This is a genomic window from Amycolatopsis sp. TRM77291 (assembly GCF_054166285.1).
Genome location: NZ_JBSZHF010000001.1, coordinates 4,185,779 through 4,209,080, shown reverse-complemented (window position 1 = coordinate 4,209,080; position 23,302 = coordinate 4,185,779). Strand labels below are relative to the sequence as shown.

20 protein-coding genes are annotated in these 23,302 nt (G+C 70.7%); 6 read left to right on the top strand and 14 right to left on the bottom strand.

Annotated elements, in window-relative coordinates:
• Positions 1 to 168 precede the first annotated feature (168 nt).
• Positions 169 to 1,089: a class A beta-lactamase gene (bla, locus tag ACXIZN_RS19295; RefSeq protein WP_457956033.1), complete on the top strand. Its 921-nt coding sequence runs from the start codon at positions 169 to 171 to the stop codon at positions 1,087 to 1,089.
• Between the two features lie 109 nt (positions 1,090 to 1,198).
• Here the strand turns inward: bla and ACXIZN_RS19290 are convergent, their stop codons facing one another.
• The 6 genes from ACXIZN_RS19290 to ACXIZN_RS19265 all read right to left on the bottom strand — a co-directional run bounded on the left by ACXIZN_RS19290 (position 1,199) and on the right by ACXIZN_RS19265 (position 10,267).
• On the bottom strand, positions 1,199 to 1,786 hold the full coding sequence (locus ACXIZN_RS19290) for a D-alanyl-D-alanine carboxypeptidase family protein (RefSeq protein WP_457956032.1): 588 nt from the start codon (positions 1,784 to 1,786) through the stop codon (positions 1,199 to 1,201).
• Positions 1,787 to 2,174: 388 nt separating this feature from the next.
• Positions 2,175 to 3,788, bottom strand: a complete 1,614-nt coding sequence (locus tag ACXIZN_RS19285) for an allophanate hydrolase (RefSeq protein WP_457956030.1) — start codon at positions 3,786 to 3,788, stop codon at positions 2,175 to 2,177.
• Entirely contained in the window at positions 3,785 to 7,351 is a 3,567-nt protein-coding gene (uca, locus tag ACXIZN_RS19280) for an urea carboxylase (RefSeq protein ID WP_457956028.1), read from the bottom strand. Before uca ends, ACXIZN_RS19285 begins: the two co-directional genes overlap by 4 nt.
• Positions 7,348 to 7,959 carry an urea amidolyase associated protein UAAP2 gene (locus tag ACXIZN_RS19275; protein ID WP_126731570.1) on the bottom strand — a complete coding sequence of 204 codons (612 nt, stop codon included), beginning with the start codon at positions 7,957 to 7,959 and terminating at the stop codon, positions 7,348 to 7,350. Before ACXIZN_RS19275 ends, uca begins: the two co-directional genes overlap by 4 nt.
• Positions 7,956 to 8,789 carry an urea amidolyase associated protein UAAP1 gene (locus tag ACXIZN_RS19270; RefSeq protein WP_457956027.1) on the bottom strand — a complete coding sequence of 278 codons (834 nt, stop codon included), beginning with the start codon at positions 8,787 to 8,789 and terminating at the stop codon, positions 7,956 to 7,958. Before ACXIZN_RS19270 ends, ACXIZN_RS19275 begins: the two co-directional genes overlap by 4 nt.
• An 11-nt stretch (positions 8,790 to 8,800) precedes the next feature.
• Positions 8,801 to 10,267: an amino acid permease gene (locus tag ACXIZN_RS19265; protein WP_457956026.1), complete on the bottom strand. Its 1,467-nt coding sequence runs from the start codon at positions 10,265 to 10,267 to the stop codon at positions 8,801 to 8,803.
• Positions 10,268 to 10,444: 177 nt separating this feature from the next.
• On the opposite strand from ACXIZN_RS19265, the gene ACXIZN_RS19260 reads away from it, so the two are divergent.
• A complete protein-coding gene (locus ACXIZN_RS19260; RefSeq protein WP_457956025.1) occupies positions 10,445 to 11,101 on the top strand; it encodes a TetR/AcrR family transcriptional regulator in 657 nt (218 codons plus the stop codon).
• Between the two features lie 7 nt (positions 11,102 to 11,108).
• Here ACXIZN_RS19260 and ACXIZN_RS19255 read toward each other — a convergent pair whose 3' ends face one another.
• The 3 genes from ACXIZN_RS19255 to ACXIZN_RS19245 all read right to left on the bottom strand — a co-directional run bounded on the left by ACXIZN_RS19255 (position 11,109) and on the right by ACXIZN_RS19245 (position 14,785).
• Positions 11,109 to 12,374 carry an HRDC domain-containing protein gene (locus ACXIZN_RS19255; protein ID WP_457956024.1) on the bottom strand — a complete coding sequence of 422 codons (1,266 nt, stop codon included), beginning with the start codon at positions 12,372 to 12,374 and terminating at the stop codon, positions 11,109 to 11,111.
• 68 nt (positions 12,375 to 12,442) lie between these two features.
• Positions 12,443 to 13,159, bottom strand: a complete 717-nt coding sequence (locus ACXIZN_RS19250; RefSeq protein ID WP_034318331.1) for a response regulator transcription factor — start codon at positions 13,157 to 13,159, stop codon at positions 12,443 to 12,445.
• Between the two features lie 1,062 nt (positions 13,160 to 14,221).
• The gene (locus tag ACXIZN_RS19245; RefSeq protein ID WP_457956022.1) at positions 14,222 to 14,785 is read right to left on the bottom strand and encodes a DUF3000 domain-containing protein; all 564 of its coding nucleotides are present in this window, start codon (positions 14,783 to 14,785) and stop codon (positions 14,222 to 14,224) included.
• Between the two features lie 88 nt (positions 14,786 to 14,873).
• On the opposite strand from ACXIZN_RS19245, the gene hemE reads away from it, so the two are divergent.
• From hemE to ACXIZN_RS19225, 4 genes are read left to right on the top strand one after another with little or no spacing between them, the layout of a single operon-like run.
• Entirely contained in the window at positions 14,874 to 15,944 is a 1,071-nt protein-coding gene (hemE, locus tag ACXIZN_RS19240; RefSeq protein WP_457956020.1) for a uroporphyrinogen decarboxylase, read from the top strand.
• Positions 15,941 to 17,320 (top strand): protoporphyrinogen oxidase, encoded by a 1,380-nt coding sequence (gene hemG, locus ACXIZN_RS19235; RefSeq protein ID WP_457956019.1) that lies wholly within the window; start codon positions 15,941 to 15,943, stop codon positions 17,318 to 17,320. Before hemE ends, hemG begins: the two co-directional genes overlap by 4 nt.
• 25 nt (positions 17,321 to 17,345) lie before the next feature.
• Positions 17,346 to 18,038 carry a hydrogen peroxide-dependent heme synthase gene (gene hemQ / locus ACXIZN_RS19230; RefSeq protein ID WP_457956018.1) on the top strand — a complete coding sequence of 231 codons (693 nt, stop codon included), beginning with the start codon at positions 17,346 to 17,348 and terminating at the stop codon, positions 18,036 to 18,038.
• 11 nt (positions 18,039 to 18,049) lie between these two features.
• The gene (locus ACXIZN_RS19225) at positions 18,050 to 19,396 is read left to right on the top strand and encodes a CoA transferase (protein WP_457956017.1); all 1,347 of its coding nucleotides are present in this window, start codon (positions 18,050 to 18,052) and stop codon (positions 19,394 to 19,396) included.
• Positions 19,397 to 19,457: 61 nt separating this feature from the next.
• Here ACXIZN_RS19225 and ACXIZN_RS19220 read toward each other — a convergent pair whose 3' ends face one another.
• From ACXIZN_RS19220 to ACXIZN_RS19200, 5 genes are all read right to left on the bottom strand, one after another.
• On the bottom strand, positions 19,458 to 19,808 hold the full coding sequence (locus tag ACXIZN_RS19220; RefSeq protein WP_457956016.1) for a hypothetical protein: 351 nt from the start codon (positions 19,806 to 19,808) through the stop codon (positions 19,458 to 19,460).
• On the bottom strand, positions 19,805 to 20,620 hold the full coding sequence (locus tag ACXIZN_RS19215; RefSeq protein WP_457956014.1) for a DUF692 domain-containing protein: 816 nt from the start codon (positions 20,618 to 20,620) through the stop codon (positions 19,805 to 19,807). Before ACXIZN_RS19215 ends, ACXIZN_RS19220 begins: the two co-directional genes overlap by 4 nt.
• Entirely contained in the window at positions 20,610 to 21,542 is a 933-nt protein-coding gene (locus tag ACXIZN_RS19210) for a TIGR04222 domain-containing membrane protein (protein ID WP_457956012.1), read from the bottom strand. The genes ACXIZN_RS19215 and ACXIZN_RS19210 overlap by 11 nt, the downstream gene beginning before the upstream one ends.
• 82 nt (positions 21,543 to 21,624) lie before the next feature.
• Positions 21,625 to 22,410: a TIGR04222 domain-containing membrane protein gene (locus ACXIZN_RS19205; protein WP_457956011.1), complete on the bottom strand. Its 786-nt coding sequence runs from the start codon at positions 22,408 to 22,410 to the stop codon at positions 21,625 to 21,627.
• Positions 22,403 to 23,236, bottom strand: coding sequence for a TIGR04222 domain-containing membrane protein (locus ACXIZN_RS19200; protein WP_457956010.1), 834 nt, complete (start codon positions 23,234 to 23,236; stop codon positions 22,403 to 22,405). Before ACXIZN_RS19200 ends, ACXIZN_RS19205 begins: the two co-directional genes overlap by 8 nt.
• Positions 23,237 to 23,302: the final 66 nt, after the last annotated feature.

The following is a 23,302-nucleotide window of genomic DNA, read 5'->3' as shown; positions in this document are numbered from 1 at the left end:
AGGTAGTCCTGACCGCACCCTAGCCCCGGTTACCGGTCGGTAACCAGGATGGTGGCCCGGTCGAGTGGGCGAAGGCACACTCCCGGGGTCACCCGCCTCGGCCGCTTGGCCGATCCGGGGGCCGTGGGGAAGTTGCTATGTTCGAAGTGATCAGGGGGAGGGATCACGATGAACTCGCCGGGGCCGGCCGTCACCCGCCGCGCGCTGCTGGGGATGGCGGTCCTCGCCTCGCTGGCCGCCTGCACCCGGGGGAATCCGCCCGCGCCGCCGACGCCCGCTCCTCCGCCACCACCCACTACGCGTCAGTTCCACGACCGGCTGATGGAACTGGAGAAGAAGTTCGACGCCAGGCTCGGCGTGTATGCGGTCGACACCGGAAGCGGCGCCACGGTCGAGCACCGCGCCGACGAGCGTTTCGCGTTCTGCTCGACGTTCAAAGGGGTGGCCGCGGCCGCGGTCCTGCAGCGCAATCCGTTGTCGCATCTGGAAACCCGGGTCGAATACTCGCGGGAAGACCTGATGAAGCATGCCCCGGTCACCGGGCGGCACGTGGCCACCGGCATGACGATCCGCCAGCTGTGCGACGCCGCCATCCGGTTCAGCGACGGCACCGCGGGCAACCTGCTCCTGCGGGACCTCGGCGGTCCCGCCGAACTGACGGCGTTCACGCGCAGCCTCGGCGACACCGTCACGCGGATGGACCGGGTCGAACCGGCCATCACCGAAGCGACGCCGGGCGACCTTCGCGACACCACGACACCACGGGCCTTCGCCGCCGACTACCGGGAGATCGTGCTGGGCGACACGCTGACGGCCGACAAACGGGACTTCCTGCGCGACCTCTTCCAGCGCAACACCACCGGCGCCCAGCGGATCCGCGCCGGCTTGCCGTCCGGCTGGACCGTCGCCGACAAGACCGGGACCGGCGAGTACGGCACGCTGAACGACATCGCCGTCGTGTGGCCACCGGACAAGGCGCCGATCGTCGTCGCGATCATGTCCAGCAAGGCGGCCAAGGACGCTCCGTACGACCAGGCGCTTCTCGCCGAGGCCGCGAAGTACGGCGCCGAAACCCTGGTCAAGGCGTAACTCGCGTGATTGAAGGCGTAACTCGCGTGTCTCGAGGCGTAACTCGCGTGTCTGGACGAGTTACGTCTCTGATCACGCGAGTTACGCCTCCAAGCACGCGAGTTACGCGCTAGTTGCCGGTGGCGCTGGGGAGCAGGGCGGGGCAGCCGGCGGTCTTGTAGGCCGGGTCGTACTCGAAGTGCCACTTCTCGTTGTCGTAGCGGCGGCACCAGCCGAGCGCGCCGCCGTTCTTGTCCACCCAGGTGGCCGAGTTCAGTGGCTGGATGTCGACGGCGATTCCCTTGACGTGCATGGACGTCTCCGGCTGCAGTGCCCATTTCTTGGCCTGCTCCACGGAGCCGAACCGCTCGACGGCCTTGTCGAATTCGCGCTGCTGCTGGGCCCGGCTGCGTTTGCCGTCGTTCACGCAGAGCGTGATGTTCTGCTCTTTGGCCTTGGCACGCAGGGCGTTCCACGCGTCGATCACGTCCGGGCGCATGCCGAAGGTCTCTTCGTCGACATAGCGCTTGTCGACTGCGCAGGTCGGGCCGGACTCGGGTCCGGGGACCTCTTCGAGCACCGCGAGCGCCTGCCCGGTCACCTGCTTGACGGCGAAGCCGGTGGCGCCCAGCGTCACCATCGCGGCCACGACGAGTCCCAGCGCCGCGAACACGCTGATCACGGTCCGGCGGCTGGAGATGGATGTGGTCGGCACCACCTCGAAGCTACCCAGCACCCGGCGGGGCGCCAGGGTTTGTGAGGTTGTTCCCAGAACCGCCCGGGAGGCCAACCAAATCGGAAAACGCCTGGTGGATGGTCGTGAGCCGTTCGGTGCGGTCCGAGGGCAGGGCGACGTCGCGAAAGCCACTTTCGGGACATCAGACGTCTCGAAGTGGCTTTCGCGANGGTTTGTGAGGTTGTTCCCAGAACCGCCCGGGAGGCCAACCAAATCGGAAAACGCCTGGTGGATGGTCGTGAGCCGTTCGGTGCGGTCCGAGGGCAGGGCGACGTCGCGAAAGCCACTTTCGGGACATCAGACGTCTCGAAGTGGCTTTCGCGACACAAGCCGGGTTCCAATCCAGACCGACGCTGGGGTTACGAGACGCTCAGCGGCTCAAGTAGCCGAGCCACCCGCCGTACGACGTGATGTCCTCGGCGCCCTCCACCGCGCCGGGTTCACACACGAACCCGGACACCTCGCTCCCGTCGGCCAGCCGCACCTTCCCGATCGCCAGCGGCGCCGGAACGCCGGCGACGAACTCCCCGAAGCCCGCGAGCGGCAGGTCCCACACCTCGGCCTCGATCGCCGCGCCGCCCGAAGCGACCCGGACGAGACCGGGTTTCGGCGGCACGGTGTCCAGCGCGTACAGCCGGTACTCCGCCGCGGTCGGCCCCGCCGCCACGAACCGGCCGCCCCGCGAGGTCAGTTCGTGGTTCAGCGGCTGCCCGCGCAGATGCGCGCCGACGACGGCGATCCGCGTCCGCCGCGGCACCGAGCGGGCGACGTCGGCGAGGATCCGGTCGGCGTAGGCGGCACCGACCAGCATCACCCCGAACGGCAGTCCGCCCACGGTCCCGGCGGGCACGGCCAGTGACGACAGGCCCAGCAGGTTCGTCGAGTTCGTGAACCGGCCCAGCCGGGCGTTCACGCCCAGCGGATCGGCCTCGACGTCGGCGATCGTCGGGTGTTCCGTCGTCGTGGGCAACAGCAGGCAGTCCACAGTGGACAAAACAGCCGACGCTTCCCGCGAAAGATCCCCGAGCGTCGCGAGGTCGGAGAACAACCGGTGCGCCGGGATGTCCTTGGCCGCGCCGATGATCCGCCGCACGGCTGGATCGACGGCGTCCGGGTGGGCGTCGATGAACTCGCCGACCGCCGAGTACCGCTCGGCCACGAACGCGCCCTCGTACAGCAGACGCGCCGCGGCCAGGAACGCCGATATGTCGACAGAGACCAGTTCGGCGCCCGCGTCGCGGAATTCTTGAGCCGCCGCGGAGAACGCCTCGGCCCATCCCTCCTGGAGCGGCCCCAGCTCGGACGGCACGCCGATCCGGAATGGGCGGTTCAGCACGGGAAGGTCCCGCGGCTCGCTCAGGCAGGCGAACGCCGCGCAAGCCTCGTCGACCGTCCGCGCGAACACGGTAACGCAGTCGATGCTCGCGCACGCGGGCACGACTCCGGTCGTCGGCAGCAGTCCGCGCGTCGGCTTCAGCCCCACGATCCCGTTGAACGCCGCCGGGACCCGGCCGGATCCGGCGGTGTCGGTGCCCAGCGCGAGATCCGCGATCCCGAGCGCCACCGCGACCGCCGACCCCGAACTCGACCCGCCCGACACGTACACGGGATCGATCGCGTTCCGGACCGCGCCGTGCGGGCTTCGCGTGCCGACCAGCCCGGTCGCGAACTGGTCCAGATTGGTCGTGCCCAGGATCAGCGCTCCGGCCGCGCGCAGCCGCGCCACCACCGGCGCGTCCTCGGCGGGCGAGTAGGCGTACTCGGGGCAAGCCGCCGTCGTCGGCAGCCCGGCGACGTCGATGTTGCCCTTCACCGCGGCGAGTTTCCCGTACAGCGGCAAGGATTCCCCCGCCGCGCGACGGGCTGCCAGCTTCTCCGCGTCGGCGAGGACGTCTTCCTCCGGGCGCAGGCCGATCCAGATCTCGGGCCGGTCGACCCGGGCGATCCGGTGGTACGCGGCGCGCACCCGCTCCGGCACGCTCATCCCGCGCTCCTTCCCAGTACCGCCAGCGGCGTGCCGGGGGCGACCTGATCGCCGGGGGAGACGAGCACCTCGACGACCTCCCCGGCGGCGGGCGCGGGGATCCGCGCCTCGGTCTTCATCGCTTCGAGGATCACCAGCGTCTCCGCCGCGTCGACCTTCTTGCCGGGCTCGACGTCCACCCGCCACACGGTCGCGGCGAACGGTGCCTCGACGACGTGCCCACCGGGCGGCGCCTCGACCTTCGTGGTCGGGACCTTGGCCCCGACGGGTTCCGGTCGCGGGTCGAATTCGCCCGCCGCCGCCCAGGCCTGCCGTTCCGCTTCGAACGCCGCGCTCTGCTTCGCCCGGAAGGAGGCGATGTCGTCGGCGTTGTCGGCCAGGAACCGCTCGTGGTCGGCCAGCGTGAACTCGCCGTCGGTGATGTCGAGTTCCAGTTCCCCCGCCGAACTCTGTGCCCGCAGGTCGAGCAGTTCCTCGGCGGTCACCGGGTACCACGAGATCCGGTCGAAGAAGCGCAGCAGCCACGGCGAACCCGGTTCGAACGACCCGCGTTGCCGCCAGCCGCTCCACACCTGCACGGTCCGCCCGACGAACTGGTACCCGCCGGGGCCTTCCATCCCGTAGATGCACAGGTACGAGCCACCGATGCCCACGGAGTTCTCCGCGGTCCAGGTCCGCGCCGGGTTGTACTTCGTGGTGACCAGCCGGTGCCGCGGGTCCAGCGGGGTGGCCACCGGCGCGCCGAGGTAGACGTCGCCGAGGCCGAGCACCAGGTACTCCGCGTCGAACACCGTGCGGTAGACGTCGTCCACACTGGACAGACCGTTGACCCGCCGGATGAACTCGATGTTCCACGGGCACCACGGCGCGTCGTCGCGCACGCCCGCCATGTACCGCTCGATCGCCTCGCGCGTCGCCGGGTCGTCCCACGACAACGGCAACCGTACGGTCCGGCTCGGCACCGCGAGATCGGCGGTGCGCGGCAGGTCGTGCTCCACCTCCCGCACGAGACCGAGCAGCTTCGGCACCGGCAGCACGTCCGGGTCGACGTGGACCTGCAGCGAGCGGATGCCCGGGGTCAAGTCGACGACGCCGTCGAGCCCTTCCGTTGCCAGCCTGTCGGCCAGGGCATGGACCCGCATCCGCAGGGCCAGGTCCAGTTTCATCGGCCCGTACTCGATCAGCAGGTTGTCGTCGCCGCTGCGCCGGTAGGTGACCTCGGGGTTCTCGTCCGATGTGGACAGACGACCGAGGATGCCGCCGTCGTCGATCGGCTTACGGCTCGCCTTGACCGCCGAGCCCGGCGCGATACGCAAAGAGCCCGCGTGCTCGGTCGTGATCGGCACGAACCGCACGGTGTCGCCCGGCCGCAGCTGGCCGAGTTTCCACCGCTGCCCGGTCACCACGGTCGCCGGGCAGACGAAGCCGCCGAGGCTCGGCCCGTCCGGGCCCAGCAGGATCGGCAGGTCACCGGTGTAGTCGACGGCGCCGATCGCGTACGGCGTGTCGTGGATGTTCGACGGGTGGAGACCCGCCTCGCCGCCGTCCTCCCGGGCCCAGCGTGGCCGGGGCCCCACCAGCCGGACACCGGTCCGCGCGGAGTTGAAATGCACCTCCCAGTCGGTGGCGTAGAACGTCTCGACGTCGTCCGGGGTGAAGAACTCCGGCGCCGCGTGCGGTCCCTCCGCCGCGCCGATCTCCCAGTGTGTGGCGAAGACCGGGCGTTCGGCCTCGGGAACAGGGCCGGTGACATCCTGCTCCGGAAGAGGACCGGGGTAGAGGACGTCCCCGGTCGCCAGCGCGCGCCCGCCGTGCCCGCCGAAACCGCCGAGCGTGAACGTCGCCGCGCTGCCCAGGAAGTCCGGCACGGCGATCCCGCCGCGGACGAGCACGTACGCGCGGAGCCCGGCGGTCCCGGTGCCGACGTCGAGCACTCCGCCAGCGGGGATCTCGACCGGTGTCCACTGTGGAACAGGGGAGCCGTCGACGGTCACCGGCGATGGCGATCCCGTGACGCAAACGATTGCGTCGTCGGTGAACTTCAGTGAGACACCGTCCACGGTGCACTCCAGGCCCGCCGCGCCTTCGGGATTGCCCAGCGCGCGGTTGCCCAGCCGCAGGGACAGCTCGTCCATCGGCCCGTTCGGCGGGACGCCCACGTGCCAGAATCCCAGCCTGCCCGGCCAGTCCTGGACGGTGGTCATCGTGCCGCCGCGCAGAACCTCGATCCGCGGTTCGGGGTCGGCGATCGTGTCGAGGGTCGCGGTGTCGTGGGTGACCTCGTGCAGCCGCCGATCCGCGGCGGCCGCGCGCAGCTGACCGAGGTTCGTCCGGACGCCGTCCACCCGGCTTTCGCCGAGCGCCTCACCCAGCCCGGACAGCGCCTCGGCCCGGTCCGCGCCGACGGTGATCACCTTGGCGAGCAACGGGTCGTAATGCGTCGTCACGTTCGCCCCGGCCTCGACCCAGGTGTCGACCCGGACGTCTTCGGGGAAGTCGGCGCGGGTCAGCAGGCCCGCGCTCGGCCGGTGCCCGGCGGCCGGATCCTCGGCGTAGACCCGCGCTTCGACGGCGTGCCCGCGCGGCGACGGCGTGGTGGCGAACATCCCGGTGTCGCCGTCGGCGAGCCGGAGCATCCACGCGACCAGGTCGACCCCGTACACCGCCTCGGTCACCGGATGCTCGACCTGAAGCCTCGTGTTGACTTCGAGGAACGCGGCTTCTTCGCGGACCGGGTCGTAGATGAACTCGACCGTCCCCGCAGACCGGTAGCGCACCGAAGCACAGAGGCCGACGGCCGCCGAGACCAGTTTCTCCCGCACCGCTTCGGGCAGACCCGGCGCGGGGCACTCTTCGAGCACCTTCTGATTGCGCCGCTGCAGGGTGCAGTCCCGCGTGCCCAGTGCCATCACCTCACCTGTGCCGTCGCCGAATACCTGGACCTCGACGTGCCGCGCGCGGGTCACGAGCCGTTCGAGGAACACGCCCGAGGTCGAAAAGCTCTTGGCCGCGATACTCTGCACCGCTTCCCAGGCGTCGCGCAGTTCGGCGGCGGACGCGCAGGCGCGCATGCCGATCCCGCCGCCACCGCCGGTGGCCTTGAGCATCACGGGGTAGCCGATCCCGGCCGCGGCCGCTTCGGCGTCGGCCAGGGTGTCCAGCAGTCCGGTGCCCGGCAGCAGCGGGACGCCAGCCTCGACGGCCTTCTCCCGTGCGGTGTGCTTGCTGCCGAAGACCTCCAGATGGTCCGCCGCGGGACCGGCGAACCGGATCCCGGCCGCTTCCACGGCCCTGGCGAAAGCGGCGTCCTCGGACAGGAAACCGTAACCGGGGTGGATCGTGTCCGCCCCGGTCTTCAACGCGGCTTCGATGATGGCGTCGGCGAGGAGGTAGCTCTCCCTCGCCGGCGCCGGGCCGAGCCGGACGGCTTCGTCGGCGAGCCGTACGTGCGCGGCCGTACGGTCGACGTCGGAGTGGACGGCGACCGTCGGAATGCCCATCTCCTTTGCGGTGCGGATGATCCGGACCGCGATTTCCCCCCGGTTGGCGACGAGCAGCTTCACGCGTCACCGCCGGTGACGATCATCCGGACCGGTGTCGGGTCGAAGCCGTTGCACGGGTTGTTGATCTGCGGGCAGTTCGACACCAGTACCAGCACGTCGGTCTCGGCGCGCAGCTTGACCTCCAGGCCGGGCGCGGAGATGCCGTCGACGATGCCCAGCGTGCCGTCCTGTTCCACCGGCACGTTCATGTACCAGTTGACGTTGCTGACCAGATCCCGTTTGCCGAGACCCCATTTGGCGCCCTCGGTCAGGAAGTTCTCGACGCAGGCGTGCTGGTACCGCGTGTGCTGGCCGTAGCGGAGGCTGTTCGATTCCTTGCTGCAGGCGCCGCCGATCGTGTCGTGCCGTCCGCAGGTGTCTTCGACGACGGTCAGCAGCGGCACGCCCTCGCCGGTGCGCAGCACACTGCCGGTGGTCAGAAAGATGTTGCGCTGTGCGGCGATCGTGGCGGCCGCGCTGTATCTCTTCGCCGTGTCGGCGGCGTCGTAGCAAAGGAAGTCGACGGCCTGGTTGCCGCCGAGATCGATGATCGCGAGCGTCTCGCCCTTCCGCAGCACGGTGGAGTACGGCGCCCGCGCGGCGACCTCGGTGTCGGAGATGATCGTCATGCCAGTCCCCTTGCGGTGAGGTAGTCGGCGGTGTTCTCGAAGGCGCGCTGTGCCTCGGGTGACGCAGTCCATTCGGGACTGTCCGGAGTGGACGGCGCGGACTGCTGGGCGAGCACGCGCAGCGGGGTCACCGTGTAGTCGGGGCGCGGGTCGAGCGGATGCGCGACGTTGGCGATGAGGACGATCACTGGCAGTTCCGTGCGCAGCACCACGGATTTGCCGGCGCCCGCCGAACCGGTGAAGGTCAGCCCGCCGTCGGCCTCCACGTGAACGCCCTGGAAGAAGGACAGGCTCGGCGGCAGATCGCGCGGGGTGAGGCCGTGTTTGGCGGCGGCGAGGTTGAACAGCGCGTTCCCCGACGGCGAACCGCCCTGCGGGCTCCCGTCCCCGTAGCGCTCGGCGTTGCCGTCCACAGTGGACGTTCCGCAGAGGGCGTCGTGTTTGCCGCTCTCGTCGGTGACGACGGTCGCGAGCACCCGCGCCTGGTCCGAAAGCAGCGCGATCGCCTCGCCGAGATAGGCGTTCCACTGGACCTTCACCGTGTCCGCGACGTTCAGCCGCTCCCAGGGCTGGTCCGCGTTGAACAGCAGCAGATGCGCGCAGGCGTCGCCCTCGACGTCGGTCAGCCGCAGCTCGGTGCCGCGGGCGAGGACCTTGTGGGTGTAGCCGCCACCGGCGACGGTCTCGGCCCAGACCAGCTTCGCCGGGTCGATCCCGGGCGGCGGATCCGGCCAGGTGGACGCGGGGATGGCGGGCATCGCTTCGGCCACCGTGCCCGCTTGGGCGCGGGCGTGGTCGCGAGCGCCGTACGTGGTCGATGTCGTGCTCATGGAACCTTCCTTCAGGTCGCGGGGACGGGAACCGTGGTGAGCGCGGAGCGGCGGCGCCAGCAGAGATAGCCGGTGAGCAGCGCGGCGCCGACGAACTCGATCGGGAACAACCGGACCCAGACGGAACCGGTGCCCGCCAGGTCGTAGATCTCGGCTCGTGGCCAAGCGATGTTGACGATCATCATCGCGCCGTACCCTACTGCCGCGATGTTGACCGGAATAGCCCATCGTCCCAAGGAGAAATGGCCGGGTTCGGCGCTGAACCGGCCTTGACGGCGCCGGATCAGCAGCGGTCCGGTCACCAGGAGATAGGCGAGGTAGACCACGACCACCGAAGTTCCGGTGATGGTGCTGAAGATGGTCGGATTCCCCAGATTCAGCAGCAGAAGCCCGATGGCGAGCAGCCCGGAAAGGACCGCCGGCGCGATCGGCGTACCGGTGCGGGCGTTGACCGCGGAAAGCCGCCTGGCGCCGGGGAGCGCGCCGTCGCGGGCCATCGAGTAGATCAGGCGGACGGTGCCGGTCTGGATGGTCAGGGTGCAGACGACGACCGCGATCGCGACGTCGGCGAGGAAGACCCGGCCGAGGGTGTCGCCGAAGACGGCCGTGATCACGTACGGCAGGCCCTTCCCGGCGAGTTGCCCGTCGGTCAGGCTCGGTGCCGCCATCAGCGCGGTGATGACGACGGCGAGGCCGCCGACCCCCGAGATCAGCAGTGCGCGAAGCACGGCACGCGGGGCGATGCGGCGCGCGTCCTTCGTCTCTTCGGCGACGGAGGCGGCGGTGTCGAAGCCGTACAGAACGTAGGCCGCCATCAGCGCCGAAGCGAGAACGCCACCGGCTCCCGGGCTTTCGCCGGCGGGCTGGAGCACGACCTGCGGGCCGCGGACGGCGAACAGCGCGAGACCGATGATCAGCACCAGGACCCCGACGAGTTCGGCCCCGACCCCGATGTCGTTGATCCGCGCCATGAGCCGCACGCCGCCCGCGTTGATCGCGGTGGTGAGGACGATCAGCAGGGTGCCGAGCAGGACCGCGTTGCTGGCGCCGGTCGGGGAGGTGATCGCCGGATCCCCGCCGACGAGCTGGAACCCGCTCCAGACCGACGGGAGGACGACCTGCAGCGCGATGGCGGCGCCGGCGAGGGCCACGACGCAGCCCACCAGCATCATCCAGCCGGCGAGCCACCCCGCGAATCCGGGGGAGAGGTGTTTCGCCCACTGGTAAACCGATCCGGCCAGCGGAAATCGGGCGGCGAGTTCGGCGAAGTTGAGCGCGACGAGCAATTGCCCGGCGATCACCAGCGGCCATGTCCAGAAGAAGAGCGTGTCGCCGAAGGAATAGCCGAAGGCGAACAGCTGGAACACCGTCGTAAGGATGGAAACGAAGGAGAAACCGGCGGCGAAGGCGGAGAAACCGCCCAGTGTACGGCGAAGTTCTTGGCGGTACCCGAAGGCGGAAAGGTCCTCGGAGGGCATTGCGGAGGCTCCTGTCTCAAGGGCCGGATTTCGATCGGCTGACCGAAATTAAGCGCGTGCGGGATCCTTCCGATCTCCGCCGGGTAAGCGCGGTGTTAACAGATACCGGATTCGGTAACCTGGGCCGACCGCCGGACGTAACAAAGATCTTCGCGGAGAAATGGCAGGATCGGATAGATGACGAAAACGACCGGGGTGGGCAGGCCGAGAGCCAGCGGCGCCGCCGCGAGCAAACAGGAGGCGCGGGTCGCCGTCTTGGACGCGGCGGGCGAGCTGTTCACCGGTGCCGGGTACGCGGCGACGACCACCCGGGCCATCGCCGAACGCGCCGGGCTGCGCCAGGCGTCGCTCTACTACCACTTTCCGTCCAAAGAGGACATTCTCGCGGCGCTGCTGGAGGACACCGTCCGGCCGTCACTGGACGTCGCGGGCGGCCTGTCGGCCAAGCTCGCGCCGGTCGGCACGCGGCTGTGGGCGCTGGCCTACGCGGACATCCACCTGCTCGGCAGCGCGCGGCACAACCTCGGCGCCCTGTACCTGCTGCCGGAGATCTCGTCGCCGCGGCTGGCGCGATTCCGGGCCGAGCGGGCGGAGCTCAAACGCGTCTACGGCTCGCTCGTCGCGGCGGCCGGCGTGCCCGGAGACCTTCGCGGCATCCGGACCGACCTCGTGTTCGGGCTGGTCGAGAGCATCGCGATCGTCCGGCGGGACCAGCCGGAACTGGACGTCGAGGCGCACGCCGTCGAAGGGGCCGACGGCGTGCTGAGGCTCGCCGGTCTCGGGGAACCGGACGCCGCGCTGCGCGGGGCCGCGCGGGCGTTACTGGAGGGCTGAAGCCGGGTCAGGCGGCGGTGGCCTGCAGCGCCTTGCTCAGCACGGCCACCGCCAGCTCGACCTGCCAAGGCCGGGCGCCACCGTCGCGCAGGACCTGGGCGACCGAATCCTCGCTCAGGTCCGCGGGCGGACGCCAGCAGGTGCGGCGCACCAGCTCCGGCAGCAGCAGGTTCTCCACCGGCAGCCGCCGGTCCTCCGCGATCGCGGACAGCGACGCGCGGGCGGCCGAAAGCCGGGCGGCGGCGTCGGGATCCTTGTCCGACCACCGGTTCACCGGCGGCGGTCCGTCGGTCTGCTGCGCGGGGGTCGGGAGTTCGTCGGCGGGGAGCGCGCGGGCGGCCTGCAGATGCCGCAGCCAGCTCGCGGTGTACTTGCGCTGGACCCGGCCGCTGAACACCGGCAGTGCCTGCAACTGCTCGACGGTCTTCGGGTCCGCGGTGACGGCGTTGATGATCGCGCTGTCGGGCAGGATCCGGCTCGGCGCGCGGTCGCGTTTGCGGGCGAGCTCGTCGCGCGCCTGCCACAGTTCGCGCACCGCGGCGAGGCCGCGGGCGCTGCGGATCTTGTGCACGCCGGACGTCCGGCGCCACGGCTCGGCCCGCGGGGCGGGCGGCGGCGCGGTGCGGACGGCCTCGAACTCCTGCTGGGCCCATTCGAGCTTGCCCTGGGCGGCGAGGTCGGCTTCGAGTTTCTCGCGCAGCTCGATGAGCAGCTCGACGTCGAGGGCGGCGTAGTTCAGCCAGTCGACGGGAAGCGGGCGCTTCGACCAGTCGGCGGCGCTGTGGCCCTTCTCCAGCTGGTAGCCGAGAAGGAGCTCGACGAGGGTGCCGAGGGCGACCCGTTCGTACCCGGCGAGCCGTCCGGCGAGTTCGGTGTCGAAGAGGCTCTTCGGACGCAGGTCGAGTTCGGCGAGGCACGGCAGGTCCTGAGAGGCCGCGTGCAGCACCCATTCGGCGTCGTTGAGCACTTCCGCGAGGGGTTCGAGCTGCCCTTCGAGCGGAATGGGGTCGATGAGGAAGGAGCCGGCACCTTCACGGCGCAGCTGCACGAGATAGGCCTTGGGCCAGTATCGGTAGCCGGACGCGCGTTCGGTGTCCACGGCGATGGCCCCGCTGCCGCCCGCGATCTTCGCGCAGGCTTCGGCGAGGGCGGTCGCGTCGGCGATCACCGGTGGAGTGCCCTCGGCAGGCTCACGCAGCAGGACCGGTCCACCGGTGTCGTCGGTGCCGGTCTTCGGGTCCGTCTGCGGTTCTCCGGGTCGGTCGCCTTCCATAGGTGAAGACCCTACGGGACGAGCGGGCCGCGCCTGGTCCGCCCGCCCCGCAGGGCTGTTCGCCTTTGTCAGCGGATCACGCCGGCACGCATGGCCAGCGCCACCATCTGAGCCCGGTCACCCGTGCCGAGCTTGCGCCCGATGCGGGAGAGGTGAGACTTCACCGTGAGAGCGGAGAGGCTGAGTTCCTCGCCGATCTCCTTGTTGCTCTGGCCGTCGGCCACGAGCTGCAGCACCTCGACCTCGCGCGCCGAAAGCTCGCGCGGGGTGTTGTCGGTGCCCGCGACCCGGGTGCCGGTGGCCAGGACCGGTGCGACGCTCGGGTCCGCGTAGACGCCGCCCTCGAGCACCCTGCGGACGCCGTCGGTCACTACGACCGGCGAAGCCGACTTGAGCAGGTATGCCTGGGCGCCGGCCTGGAACGCCGACCTGACCGCGTACGGGTCGTCTGATGAAGCGAGCACCACTACTCGAGGCCAGCCGTGGCTACGGAGTTCCGTAACCAGCTCGATGCCGCTGCCATCCGGCAGTCCGAGATCGAGGATCGCCAGGTCACAAGGCCCGGTGGCCTGTGCTCGCGCCCTCGCCTCGGCCACCGTGGCGGCCTCGTGGACGGTGCCCGCACCCATCTGTGCGAGTCTTGCTGAGATTGCCTCCCTCAACAGCGGGTGGTCATCGACCACCAACACGGAAAAAAGCTCTTCCCGCGGGTGCGGAACCATGCTCGCCGGCAATGAACCGGCTGGCGTGGATCGGACGGCCTGAGAAATGCCGACGGTAGCCACGTCACTACCTCCCTGGAGTCGGTCGTGCCCCCCGACCGGCACCGGGACTTTCGGCCGTTTAGCCGCGCCAGCTTTAGACCGAAAGTGGTGTCGTCGATGGCACTGTAGCTGCCCTGAGGCCTTCGCGGGGGGATCGAATGGGTATCTATCTCAAACCAGTGGTCACTCAGGGAGTTCGTAGTAACACGATCGGGCTAGTACACAGCCGGTGGCTAACACATGGCCGAAAGAACGCGATGGACTTGAGTTACCGGGGCGCGACCGACTGTGCAGATGGGGCGTGCACCTGCCGGTGCCTCTGCCCGGGAGCCTCCGCGGGCAGTGCGGCGAGAGCCGGAAAGCGGCTCCGGCATGGGGCTTGATCAACTTCGCGGAGCGTCATGATCGCTCCGTTCAGTGACAATGACGGTGACGCTCCGGAAGCGTCTCGGGGTGCTCGCGGGCGGATTCGATCTTGTTGCGGACGGTGACAGCCCGGTTAGCACGAACGGGGTGGTCCAGACCTCTGAGCGACCGGCTCCGCGCAGGTGGGAGCTGGTCTAGTCCAGATTGCCGCGAAGCGACCTTCGGAGGCGTACGGACGCTCTGAGGGGCCTCGCAGACGGAGCAATCGAGGCGTTCTGGGGCCCTTCGCGAGCATTGCGGCTATCCGTGAAGGCCTCCTTGCTTACCTTGAGGGTAGGGAGGGGGTCCTTCACGGATCTGGGGGCGGGAGCAAGGGACCTTTAGTACCGCTAGCTTTCCTAGCGACGCTAGATGGCCGCCGATCGCAATATAACCCGAATGCTATGTCTCGATTGATGGGAATCCGGCGTGTCGGGACCGTGGCCGACGCTCTCACGGGGTCGAAGCGGCTCAGGAGGCCTGGCGCGCGCTGCACGTGAGGCGCTCGAGCGACGTACATGAAGGCCCCCTTCCTGTACCTAGACGCAAGAAAGGGGGCCTTCATGTACTCGGGAAGGTGTGAAGGTCGAGTTTGCTCGGCTGAGCCGAGGGAAGGGGGCCTTCACGCGCGGTCGTTGTGGCTGGTGGTGCTACTGAGGCGGTGACGACCGACGCGGTTCAGGACGACTGGCGCTGCTCGAACAGCGTCACACCGACCGGCGGCAGCCCCACGACACTCGCCATCACCTGGCAGAACGCCTGCCCGTGCGGCCGCAGCGCGGCGTCCGTCGGCGTCCAGGACGCCCGGAGTTCCAGATCGTCGGTGCGCGCGGGCCCGGAGATGTCGCCGAAGCGGGCCGAAGACGTCTCGGTGACCGTGCCGCCCAGCGCCGTCCACTCCGCGCCGGAGCTCTCCAGCGCGTCGGTCAGCCACGACCAGCCCACGGCGGGCAGGAAGGGATCGGTCGCCAGTTCCCGGTCGAGTTCCGCGCGGACGTACATGACCAGCCGCAGGACTCCGTCCCAGCCCTCCTGCCCCTCGGGGTCGTGCAGCAGCACGAGCCGTCCCGACGCCAGCACGTCCGCCGGCCCCTCCACCTCGCAGCTCACCGCGTAGGACCACGGGGCGAGGCGCTGCGGCGGGCGCATCGTCTCCAGCCGCACCTCCGGACGGGGCCGGACCGATTGCAACGCCGCGACGGCTTCACGGAAGAGATCGGGTACTGACGTCATCGCGGTCACCAACCGACTGTAAGACGCGATCGTCCGGTTCGGGGCGCAGGCGCGCCGAGAGTAAGGCCTCCGAGCGCACATGGCACCATGAACCGTGATGTCTCCTTCAGTTGCTTCTCCCGCGCAGACCGTTCCGGCCCGTCGCGCCCTGCCCGGTGCGCCGTTCCTGGCCGCCGCGCGCGGCGAACGCCCGGCTCACACCCCCGTGTGGTTCATGCGCCAGGCGGGCCGATCGCTGCCCGAGTACCGGGCGCTGCGCGAGGGCACCTCGATGTTCGAGGCCTGCTTCGACCCCGAGATGCTCGCCGAGATCACGCTCCAGCCGATCCGCCGTCACGGCGTCGACGCGGCCATCCTCTTCAGTGACATCGTCGTCCCGCTCAAGGCGGCGGGTCTCGACATCGACATCGTCGCGGGCACCGGCCCGGTGGTCGCCGAGCCGATCCGCGACGCCGAGGGCGTGCGCGCGCTGCCGGTGCTGGAGCCGGAGCAGGTGGAGCGGGTCGCCGAAGGGGTCCGGCTGCTGGTCGGGTCGCTGGGCGAGACGCCGCTGATCGGCTTCGCGGGCGCGCCGTTCACCCTGGCCTCGTATCTCATCGAGGGCGGGCCGAGCCGCAACCACGAGCACACCAAGGCGCTCATGCACTCCGAGCCCCAGCTGTGGCACGACCTGGCCGGGCGTCTCGCCGATATGGCGATCACCTTCCTGTCCGCGCAGCTCGACGCCGGTGCCGACGCGATCCAGCTGTTCGACTCGTGGGCGGGCGCGCTCTCGGAGCGGGACTACCGCGAGTTCGTCCTGCCGCATTCGGCGAAGGTCCTGTCCGCGGTCGCGCGTTACGGCGTGCCCCGGATCCACTTCGGCGTCGGCACCGGCGAGCTGCTGGTGGCCATGCGCGACGCGGGCGCGGACGTGGTCGGCGTCGACTGGCGCATCCCGCTCGACGAAGCCGTCCGGCGGCTCGGCGGCGGTGTGGTCCAGGGCAACCTCGACCCGGCGCTGCTGCACGCGTCCTGGCCGGTCATCGAGGCCGAGGTCCGGCGCATCCACGCCGAGGGCCGCGCGGCCGACGGCCACATCTTCAACCTCGGCCACGGCGTGCTGCCGGGCGTCGACCCGGACGTTCTGACGCGCGTGGTCGGGCTGGTGCACGAGCTCCAGCCGTGAGCACGATCGCCGTCGTCGGTGGCGGTATCTCGGGACTGACCGCGGCGTACCGGCTGCGGACGCTGCTCGGCGAAGACGCCCGGATCGTCGTCTTCGAGGCGACGGACTCGCTCGGCGGGAAGCTCCGCACGGTCGAACTCGCCGGAGAGCGCTACGACGTCGGCGCGGAGGCCTTCCTCGCCCGCCGTCCCGAGGCGGTCGCCCTGGTCCGCGAGGTCGGGCTCGGCGAAAGCCTCGTCCACCCCACCAAGGCCCGCGCCAAGATCCACGCCGGTGGTTCCGTGCTCGGCCTGCCGCCGGGCACGGTCATGGGTGTTCCCGCCTCGGCCGACGCGGTCGCGGGGGTGCTGTCGGAGAAGGGCCGCGCCCTGGTCGAGGCCGAGGCGTCGCTGCCTCCGCTGAAGCTGCCCCCGGGGGACGTGCCGCTCGGCGAGCTGCTGCGTGATCGGTTCGGCGACGAACTGGTCGACCGGCTCGTCGACCCACTGCTCGGCGGGGTCTACGCCGGGGGAGCGGACGGGCTCGGGCTGCGCGCGACCATGCCCGGTCTCGCGTCCGCGCTCGATCGCGGCGCACGCTCGCTCACCGAAGGCGCCGCCTCGCTCATGCCCGCCTCGCCGAGTACGGCGCCGGTCTTCGGCACCCTGCTGGGCGGCCTCGGAACCCTGATCGCCCGGCTCGCGGAGCTGTCCCGCGCCGAGATCCGGACCGGGACCACGGTGACGGCGCTCGAACGCACCGCCGACGGCTGGAAGGTCGACGACCTCGACGCCGACTCCGTTCTTCTCGCCGTCCCCGCGCCTTCGGCACGACGGCTGCTCGACGGTGTCGCGGGAGTGGCCTCGACGGTGTTCGGCAAGATCGAACTCGCGTCGATGGCGGTGGTCGCGCTCGCGCTTCCGCCGGGGACCCCGTTGCCGGCGTCGTCCGGCGTGCTGATCGGCGCGGGGGAGCGGGACGCGGCCGGGAAGCCGTTCGCCGCCAAGGCGTTCACCTTCTCCTCCCGCAAGTGGGCGCAGTACGGCGAAGGACCGGTGCTGGTGCGTGGCTCGGTCGGCCGCTTCGGTGAACCGGGAGCACTGCACGCCGCCGACGACGAACTCGTGCGCGTGGTCCGCGACGACCTGGCCCGGCTGACCGGGGTCACCGCCGAGCCGATCGACACCCTGGTGACCCGCTGGGGCGGTGGGCTCCCGCAGTACGGCATCGGGCACCTCATCCGGGTCGAGCGGATCGAACGGGCCGTCGCCGCCGTCCCTGGCCTCGCCGTGGCGGGCGCGACGCTGCACGGCGTCGGGATCCCGGCCTGCATCGCCACCGCCGACGCCGCCGCCCGCCGCATCGCCGGGATCACACCGACCCACGAGGGCTCCTGAGCACCGGCAGTGCCAAGATGGCGGTATGGCGCGGCTGAACTACAACGAGCTCAATGACACCATCCGCTACACCGCCTGGTCGGTCTTCCGGGCCGAGCAGGGCAAGCTCGGCGAGGACCGCGAGAAGGCGACCGCGGAGACCACCGGGTACCTCGACGCGCTGGAGGCCAAGGGCGTCGTCGTCCGCGGTGTCTACGACCTCTCGGGGCTGCGTGCCGACGCCGACTACATGATCTGGTGGCACGCCGAGGAGATCGAGCAGGTCCAGGCGGCCTACAGCGGTTTCCGGCACACCCCGCTCGGCCGCGCGTCGGCACCGGTGTGGAGCCAGGTCGCGCTGCACCGCCCGGCGGAGTTCAACAAGAGCCACATCCCGGCGTTCCTCGCCGGTGAAGAGGCCCGCAAGTTCATCTGCGTCTACCCGTTCGTGCGTTCCTACGAGTGGTACCTGCTGCCGGACGACGAGCGCCGCAAGATGCTCGCCGACCACGGCAAGGAGGCCCGCGACTACCCGGACGTCCGCGCCAACACGGTCGCGTCGTTCGCGCTGGGCGACTACGAGTGGATCCTGGCCTTCGAGGCCGACGAGCTGCACCGCATCGTCGACCTGATGCGTCATCTGCGCGGCACCGAGGCCCGGCTCCACGTGCGCGAGGAGATCCCGTTCTACACCGGGACCAAGGTGGAACCGGCCGAGCTGATCGCGCTCCTGCCCTAGTGAAGGCCTCCGTGGACGCCAGCGTCTGGACCACGCTCACCGGCGACACGCTCGCCGAAGACGCCGTCGAAGTCACCGGTCCCGAGTCGGTGCTGCCCGGGACCTTCCGGGTCGAGGAAGCGGCCACGACGAGTATCGCCGCGGCGACGCTCGCGGCCGGGGAACTGTTGCGGCTGCGGGGAATCGAGCCGGGCAAGGTCTCGGTCGACACCCGGCACGCCGCCGCGTCGTTCCACAGCGAGCAGTACATCCGGGTCGACGGCGAGCCGGTGCCGTTCAGCGCGCCGCTGTCCGGCGACTACCGCGCGAACGACGGCTGGGTGCGGCTGCACTGCAACTACCCGCGTCACGTCTCCGCGGTGTGCTGGGGTCTGGGCGTGCCCGCGACCCGGGCTGCGTTCGAGAAGGTCGTCGCGGCCAAGTCGAAGTACGAGGTCGAGTCGGCGGTCGTCGGCGCCGGCGGTGCCGCCGCCGTGCTGCGCTCGCGCGAGGAGTGGCTGGCGCACAAGCAAGGACAGGCGTCGTCGGCGTTGCCGGTCGCCGAGATCCGGCCGCTCGGGACGTCGGAACCCGTGCGGTTGTTCGAGTCCGACCGGCCGCTGGGCGGGGTGCGGATCCTGGACCTGACCCACGTCATCGCCGGACCGGTGGCGGGCCGCGTGCTCGCCGCGCACGGGGCGACCGTCATGCACATCGGGTCGGCCCAGCTGCCGACCGTGCCGCCGCTGGCCGTCGACACCGGGATGGGCAAGCTCTCGGCGTACGTCGACCTGGAGACCGAAGCCGGACGCTCGCGGCTGCGCAAGCTGATCGCCCGCGCCGACGTCGTCCTGCAGGGTTTCCGGCCGGGATCGTTGGTGGCCAAGGGTTTCTCGCCCGAAGCGATCGCCGGGCTCCGGCCGGGCATCGTCGTCGCGGACCTGTCCGCCTACGGCTGGGAAGGGCCGTGGGCGCGCAGGCGCGGGTTCGACAGCCTGGTGCAGATGACGTCGGGGATCGCCGACGAGGGCGGCAAGGCGGCCGGGCTCGACGGCCCGGGACCGCTCCCGGTGCAGGCGCTCGACCACGCGACCGGCTGGCTCACCGCGGCGGCGATCATGACCGCCGTCCGCCAGGCGGCCACCGAAGGCGGCAGCCGGCACGTCCGGACCTCGCTCGCCGGGACCGGGGAATGGCTGAACTCCTTGGGGCGCAAGGAAGCCGGGCCCACCGGCTTCGACGGCACCGAGTGGCTCGAAGACGTCGACGGCCAGCTCGGCCGGGTCACCCGGGTCAAGATGGCGGGTACGCTGCCGGGATCGAATCCACAGTGGACGGAAGCGACGCACGTGGCGGGGAGCGACCGCCCGGTCTGGTGACCGACCCGCATTTAGTCCTCTGAATGCGGGAGTGTGCCGAATCCCGCCCGCATTCAGAGGACTAAATGCGGCGTTGGCGGAGCCAGGTCGCGAACCGGCCTCGGGGCTTCGGGACCTCACCGCGCTCCACCAGCCACGCGCCGAAAGCGTCCGCGTAGGCCCGCGCGCGGATCGCGTCGGACTTCGGATGACTCGTCGCGTACTCGCGGAACAGCGCGGCGAACCGGTCGCCGAGGGCCTCGGCGAGATCCGGGCGGAGGTAGGCGACCAGCCTGCTTTGCTTGTTCCGCAGGACGTTCGCCTCGATACGGAGCCTGTCCGCGTCGAAGCCCGCCGGGGCGTCACCTCCCGCGAGGAGAGCCTTGAGCAGCTCGGCCTGCTGGGCGGCGAGCCGCTCCCGGGGGGACGTCACGGCGAGACCGCTTCTCGCAACGCGGCCAGCTCGGCCGCCAGTTCCGTGTCGGACGGGTAGTCGTCGTCGCGTTCCAGCAGGACACCCGGCGGCTCGGTGCGGCGCCGCAGTTCGCGCAGCAGGTCCAGCACCTCCGGCACCACAGGATGGGCGTGCGTGTCGTGGTAGACGCCGTCGCGTTCGACACCGCCGGCCATATGCGTGTACGCCAGCCGTTCCCACGGGATCTCGTCGAGGAACCGTTCGGGATCGGTGCCGAGGTTGCGGGCGTTGGCGTACAGGTTGGCGACGTCGATGATCAGCAGGCAGCCGGTCCGGTCGGTGAGCTCCCGCAGGAACTCCGACTCGGTGAACTCCGCGTCCGGCCAGTCCAGCACCGCCGCGATGTTCTCCAGCGCGAACGGGACCTCCACGATGGACTGAGCCAGTTTGACGTTGTCCACCAAGACGTCGAGCGCTTCCCGGGTGCGGGGGAGCGGCATCAGATGCCCCGAGTCGAGGCCGCCCGCGCGGACGAAGCACACGTGGTCGCTGGCCATCGGCGCGCCGAGCTCGCGGGTGAGGACCGCGAGATGCTCGACGCGCGCGGTGTCCAGCGGCTCCGCCCCGCCCAGCGACAGCGACACCGCGTGCGGCAGGACCGGCATTCCCTTGTCGCGCAGCGCGATCAGGGTTTCGGGAAGATGTCCGGCGTGCAGGTTCTCGGCGACGACCTCGACCCAGTCGACGCCGGGCAGCCGCGCGATCGACAGGTCCAGCTCGTGCCGCCAGCCGATGCCGATCCCGAGCGTGCCCGGCCCGTCAGCCGCCACAGCCGCCGCCCCCTCCGCAGGAACTGCCGCCGCTGCTGCACGAGCTTCCGCCGCTACTGCACGAGGAGCCGCCGCCGGACGAACCGCCACCGAAACCCCCGGAGACCGGAGGCGGGATCAGGGCCGCGCTCAGTTCTTCGTCCGGGTAGTAGGCGAGGCCGCCGAACGCGACCGCCGCCGCGGCGCCACCCAGCAAGGCGCCCCCGGCCGCACCGGCGTAACCCGGTCCGTTCGGGATGCCGCGTTTGCGCTCCCGGCCATGGGCGGACCTGGCCCGGTGGAGGATCCGGCCGCCCTCGCTGGTCGGGCGCGGACCGGACCGCTTGTTCTTGAGCGCCCGGGAGATCAGCGTCGCGAACACGGCCGAGATCAGCAGCGGGATGAGGAAACCGACGGGACGGTCACCGGCGATCCCGGCGATCAGGCGGACGACGCCGAGCACGAGCACGGCGAAGTACAGGAAGTACACGACCTGCCGGATCCGCGGCGACCGGTCCGCGACGACGAGTCCCCGCTCCTGGAGTCCTTTGGCGAGGGCCTGCATCGGGCCCGACATCCGCAACCGGTCGCGAATGCCGCGGGTCGTGGCGTTGTAGCCCGGCCGCGCGCCCTTGGCGACGGCCTTCTCGATCGGGTCGGCGGGCAGGGGGCCGGTGAGCTGGAGCTGCTTCGTGCTGCTGACCCGCAGCGTCCCGCGGTCGACCAGCGCCGCGATGGCCGTGTCGACCACCCGGTCCGGGCCGCCGGCGAGATAGGCGAGCTCGTACACGGTCGGCTCCGGGCCGCTCACGGTGCCGCGGGGCGCCTTGGCGCCCAGCTTGACCGCGATCGTCCACAAGAGACCGACGACCACCGGGAACACGATCAGGGCGCCATAGATCGCCAGGAACGTCGGTCCGGGGATGCCCCAGGTGTCTTCCATCGCACGGGCCTTTCGCGAGCAGGTGCACTTACCGTAGTCGGACGCTTTTCCGCCCGGTCGTGGTTCCGTGATTCGCCGGGTGTCAGAAGCCGCCGCCGGCGTTCCCATAGGAGTCGGAGCCTGTCCCGTCGCCCCAGGCGAAGGTGCGGGTGTCCTTGCCCGGGCGTCCGCCGTAGCGGCTCAGGATGGCGGCGACCTCTCGATCGGGATACGCGGCGAAGCCGCCGATGGCCACCGCGCCCGCCGCGCCCGAAACGAGGCTTCGATCCGACTCCGCCTCGGCCAGCACCGCGCGGCCCGCGGCCGTCGTCCTGCCCTCGTAATCGGTCCGGCCGAGCCGGAGGGAGACGATCAGCAGCGCCAGCGCGACGACGAGAAGCACGATCAGGACCACGGTGCCGTCGGTGGCGATCCACCGGACCGTCCCGACCCCCAGAAGGACGGCGTAGACGGCGGCGGCGATCCTCCACGTGAGCCGTCGGCGTCCTTCGGCGACGACCAGGCCCCGGCGGCCCAGCTCGGCCCACAGCGCTCGCATCGCCGGGCCGTGGCTCATCGTCCTTCGCAACTCGTGGTCGGGGAAGGACGACAGGTGACCGGCGAGCTCCAGCCCCAGCGGGTCGACCGGAACCAGTGGAGTGCGGTAGATCCTGCCCGAACCGCCGAGCCGGGCCTGGTCCCGCTCGAGCATCGAGGCGACCACCGTTTCGGTGACCCGCGAGGCGCCACCCGCCAAGGCCGCCACATGCCGCACGCTCGGCAACCCGCCGCCGTCGTGAAAGCCGCGCCCGAGCCGAAGCACGTGAAGCGCCGCGACCGTGACGGGGAGCGCGATCGCCAGTGCGTAGAGCCACCCGAAGTCAGCCACCGCACCCACCACCGCAGGAAGAACCGCTCGCGCAGCCGCTTCCCCCGCTGGACGACCCCGCCGATCCCTTGGCGTTGGCATCGCCCATCCTGACCAGTATGTCCGCCATGACCGGATCGGGATACGCCGCCAAGCCGCCGAGCGCCACCGCGCCCGCCACGCCGGCGAGCAGAGCAGGATTCCGCCGGGCCGCGCCGAGGACGCGCAGTCCTGCCGCGGTCGGCAGGACTGCGCGGCTCGGACGCAGGAGAAGGACGGTCCCGGCGATGGCCGCGACCACTGCGGCGAGAAGCCCCGCCAGTATCCCGGCCTGGCGACCCAGCGGCATGGCGGTGCCGAACCTCGCCAGCCCGAGCGCGAGCACGGGGACGTAGAGGATTAAGGCCGCCAGCCACCCGGCGCGACGGCGGCGTTCGTACACTTGCAGGCCGCTCAGCTGAAGTTCGTTGCGCACTTCCTGAACGGCGGCGCTCCGGCTCAGCAGCTTCTTCAACCGGTAGAGCCCGCCGGCACCCGCTTGCGGGATGAGTTCGGTGGCGGCGCGCGTGAGCGGATCCCCCGATGCGGCCCGGAGGACGCTGATCCGCCCTCGGCTGTCCAGCCGTAGCTGCTCACCGGCGACCATGGTGGCCACCACGACATCGGCGACCCGTTCGGTGCCACCGTCCAGCGCGGCGAGGTGGTACGGGCCCGGCGGCGTCAACTCGTCGGCGGGACGACGCCGCAGCGACTGGGCCCACACTCCGGCGAAGAGGAACGGCAGGACGACGAGGCAGCCGTACAGCCACGCGAAAGCCGGTCCCGAGATCCCCCAGGGTTCGTTCATACGACACCGCCCTCCCTGACGTTGTTCACCATGAACGCGTCGGGGAGGGCGGTGGTTCGCTTCGGT

What these genes read in the sequence shown, in the direction of transcription:
- hemQ (WP_457956018.1), top strand. Translation starts at nt 17,346, where the DNA reads ATGGCGCGGCTGAACTACAACGAGCTCAATGACACCATCCGCTACACC.
- ACXIZN_RS19285 (WP_457956030.1), bottom strand. Translation starts at nt 3,788, where the DNA reads ATGAGCGTGCCGGAGCGGGTGCGCGCCGCGTACCACCGGATCGCCCGG.
- ACXIZN_RS19200 (WP_457956010.1), bottom strand. Translation starts at nt 23,236, where the DNA reads ATGAACGAACCCTGGGGGATCTCGGGACCGGCTTTCGCGTGGCTGTAC.
- ACXIZN_RS19260 (WP_457956025.1), top strand. Translation starts at nt 10,445, where the DNA reads ATGACGAAAACGACCGGGGTGGGCAGGCCGAGAGCCAGCGGCGCCGCC.
- bla (WP_457956033.1), top strand. Translation starts at nt 169, where the DNA reads ATGAACTCGCCGGGGCCGGCCGTCACCCGCCGCGCGCTGCTGGGGATG.
- ACXIZN_RS19255 (WP_457956024.1), bottom strand. Translation starts at nt 12,374, where the DNA reads ATGGAAGGCGACCGACCCGGAGAACCGCAGACGGACCCGAAGACCGGC.
- hemE (WP_457956020.1), top strand. Translation starts at nt 14,874, where the DNA reads ATGTCTCCTTCAGTTGCTTCTCCCGCGCAGACCGTTCCGGCCCGTCGC.
- ACXIZN_RS19265 (WP_457956026.1), bottom strand. Translation starts at nt 10,267, where the DNA reads ATGCCCTCCGAGGACCTTTCCGCCTTCGGGTACCGCCAAGAACTTCGC.
- ACXIZN_RS19270 (WP_457956027.1), bottom strand. Translation starts at nt 8,789, where the DNA reads ATGAGCACGACATCGACCACGTACGGCGCTCGCGACCACGCCCGCGCC.
- ACXIZN_RS19275 (WP_126731570.1), bottom strand. Translation starts at nt 7,959, where the DNA reads ATGACGATCATCTCCGACACCGAGGTCGCCGCGCGGGCGCCGTACTCC.
- ACXIZN_RS19210 (WP_457956012.1), bottom strand. Translation starts at nt 21,542, where the DNA reads ATGGAAGACACCTGGGGCATCCCCGGACCGACGTTCCTGGCGATCTAT.